Source organism: Kitasatospora sp. NPDC086801 (assembly GCF_044745805.1).
Taxonomy (GTDB): Bacteria; Actinomycetota; Actinomycetes; order Streptomycetales; family Streptomycetaceae; genus Kitasatospora.
This window is the reverse complement of the sequence record NZ_JBIVAX010000095.1, coordinates 1-2,779: the sequence shown is the minus strand read 5'-3', so window position 1 is coordinate 2,779 and position 2,779 is coordinate 1. Positions and strand designations below refer to the sequence as shown.

The 2,779-nt window shown below is 69.8% G+C and carries 2 protein-coding genes; both read right to left on the bottom strand.

What is annotated here, in order from left to right; translation table 11 throughout:
- The coding region (locus ACIPLC_RS38075) for a 2-oxoacid:ferredoxin oxidoreductase subunit beta (protein WP_400477645.1) at positions 1 to 941 on the bottom strand (941 nt) is incomplete at its 3' end.
- Positions 938 to 2,779, bottom strand: a 1,842-nt coding sequence (locus tag ACIPLC_RS38070; protein WP_400477644.1) for a 2-oxoacid:acceptor oxidoreductase subunit alpha, incomplete at its 5' end; no start/stop codon positions are given. The genes ACIPLC_RS38075 and ACIPLC_RS38070, both read right to left, overlap by 4 nt.

The window sequence follows — 2,779 nt, the reverse complement described above, 5'->3', positions numbered from 1 at the left end:
CGGACGTCGCGCAGGACGCCGATCGGGGTGTGGTGGAGGGTGTCGGCGTCGGCGATCCGGGAGAGCGCGAAGGCGGTGGCCGGGTTGGCCGCGTGGGCGTCGTGGACCAGCACCTGCGCCTCGTTGTCCGCCGTCACCGGCGCGGTGAACAGCTCGCCGTCCGGGCCGCGGAACACGCCGCCGGCCAGGTCCGCGCCGAAGCGGATCGGCTGCCCGTGCTCCAGCCGGATCAGCGCCTCGTCCCGGGTACCGGGCTGCTTCAGAGCCTCGAACGCGCCGTCGTTGAAGATGTTGCAGTTCTGGTAGATCTCCACCAGTGCCGTGCCCTCGTGCGCGGCCGCCGCCCGCAGCACCGACTGCAGGTGCTGGCGGTCCGAGTCGATCGTGCGGGCGACGAAGGTGGCCTCGGCGCCGATCGCCAGCGAGAGCGGGTTGAACGGCGCGTCGAGCGAGCCCATCGGCGTCGACTTGGTGATCTTGCCCAGCTCGCTGGTCGGCGAGTACTGCCCCTTGGTCAGGCCGTAGATCCGGTTGTTGAACAGCAGGATCTTCAGATTGACGTTGCGCCGCAGCGCGTGGATCAGGTGGTTGCCACCGATGGACAGCGCGTCACCGTCCCCCGTCACCACCCACACGCTCAGGTCCTGCCGCGAGGACGCCAGCCCGGTCGCGATCGCCGGCGCCCGCCCGTGGATCGAGTGCACCCCGTAGGTGTTCATGTAGTACGGGAAACGCGAGGAACAACCGATGCCGGAGACGAACACGGTGTTCTCGCGCTTGATGCCGAGCTCCGGCATGAAACCCTGCACCGCCGCCAGGACCGCGTAGTCCCCGCAACCGGGACACCAACGCACCTCCTGATCGGTCTTGAAGTCCCGGGCGCTCTGCGGCCCTTCGGCCTTGGGCACCAGGTTCAGGGACGGGAAGCCGCTCTCACTCATCGGTGGTCCTCCTCGTCCAGGGCGCCGATCGCCGCCGACAGCACGTCCGCCAACTGCGCCGCCTTGAACGGCAGTCCGCGCACCTGGTTGTAGGACTGGGCGTCCACCAGGTACTTCGCCCGCAGCAGCAGCGCGAGCTGGCCCAGGTTCATCTCCGGCACGACGACCTTCTCGTAACTCCCGAGCACCGCACCCAGGTTGGCGGGGAAGGGGTTGAGGTTGCGCAGGTGCGCCTGGGCGACCCGGCCGCCGTCCGCCCGCACCCGCCGCACCGCCGCGGTGATCGGCCCGTACGTCGAACCCCAGCCGAGCACCAGCACCCTGGCCCGCCCGTCCGGGTCGTCGACCTCGACATCGGGCACGGCGATCCCGTCGATCTTCGCCTGCCGGGTACGGACCATGAAGTCGTGGTTCGCCGGGTCGTAGGAGATGTTCCCCGTCCCGTCCTGCTTCTCGATCCCCCCGATCCGGTGCTCCAGCCCGGGCGTGCCGGGCAGCGCCCACGGCCTGGCCAGCGTCTGGGGGTCGCGCAGGTACGGCCAGAACGATCCGTCCTCACGGTTCGGACCGGTCGCGAAGTCCGGCTCGACCCGCGGGAGTTCGTCCACCTCGGGGACGCGCCACGGCTCCGAGCCGTTCGCCAGGTAGCCGTCCGAGAGCAGGAACACCGGCGTGCGGTACGTCACCGCGATCCGCGCCGCCTCCAGCGCCGCGTCGAAACACTCCGCCGGCGTGGCCGGCGCCACGATCGGCACCGGCGCCTCACCGTTGCGCCCGAACATCGCCTGCAACAGGTCCGCCTGCTCCGTCTTCGTCGGCAACCCCGTGGAAGGGCCACCACGCTGGATGTCCACCACCAGCAGCGGCAGCTCCAGCGACACCGCCAACCCGATCGTCTCCGACTTCAGCGCCACCCCCGGCCCCGACGTCGTCGTCACCCCCAACGCACCCCCGAACGCCGCACCCAGCGCCGCACCGATCCCCGCGATCTCATCCTCCGCCTGGAACGTGCGCACCCCGAAGTTCTTGTGCCGGGACAGCTCGTGCAGGATGTCCGAAGCCGGCGTGATCGGGTACGACCCCAGGTACAACCCCAGCCCGCACCGCTGCGCGGCGGCGATCAGACCGTAGGACAGCGCCAGGTTCCCGGAGATGTTGCGGTAGCGCCCGGCCGGCAACGGGGCCGGCGCCACCTCGTAGGAGACCGCGAAGGACTCCGTGGTCTCACCGAAGTTCCAACCCGCCTTGAACGCACTGATGTTCGCCTCCGCGATCTGCGGCTTCTTCGCGAACTTGCCGCGCAGGAAGGTCTCCGTGCCGCGGGTGGGGCGGTGGTACATCCAGGACAGCAGTCCCAGGGCGAACATGTTCTTGGCCCGCTCGGCGTCCTTGCGCGCCAGCCCGCTGTCCTTCAACGCCTCCAGGGTCAGCGTCGTCAGCGGCACCTTGTGCAGCTGGAAGCCCTCCAGCGAGCCGTCGGCCAGCGGGTCCGCCGCGTAACCGACCTTCGCCAGCGCGCGTTTGGTGAACTCGTCCGTGTTCACGATGATCTGCGCGCCGTGCGGCAGGTCCGCCAGGTTCGCCTTCAGTGCCGCCGGGTTCATCGCCACCAGCACGTTCGGCGCGTCCCCCGGGGTGAGGATGTCGTGGTCCGCGAAGTGCAGTTGGAAGGACGACACCCCCGGCAGCGTCCCGGCGGGCGCCCGGATCTCGGCCGGGAAGTTCGGCAGTGTGGACAGGTCGTTGCCGAACGACGCCGTCTCCGACGTGAACCGGTCACCGGTGAGCTGCATCCCGTCACCCGAGTCACCGGCGAAACGGATGATCACCCGGTCCAG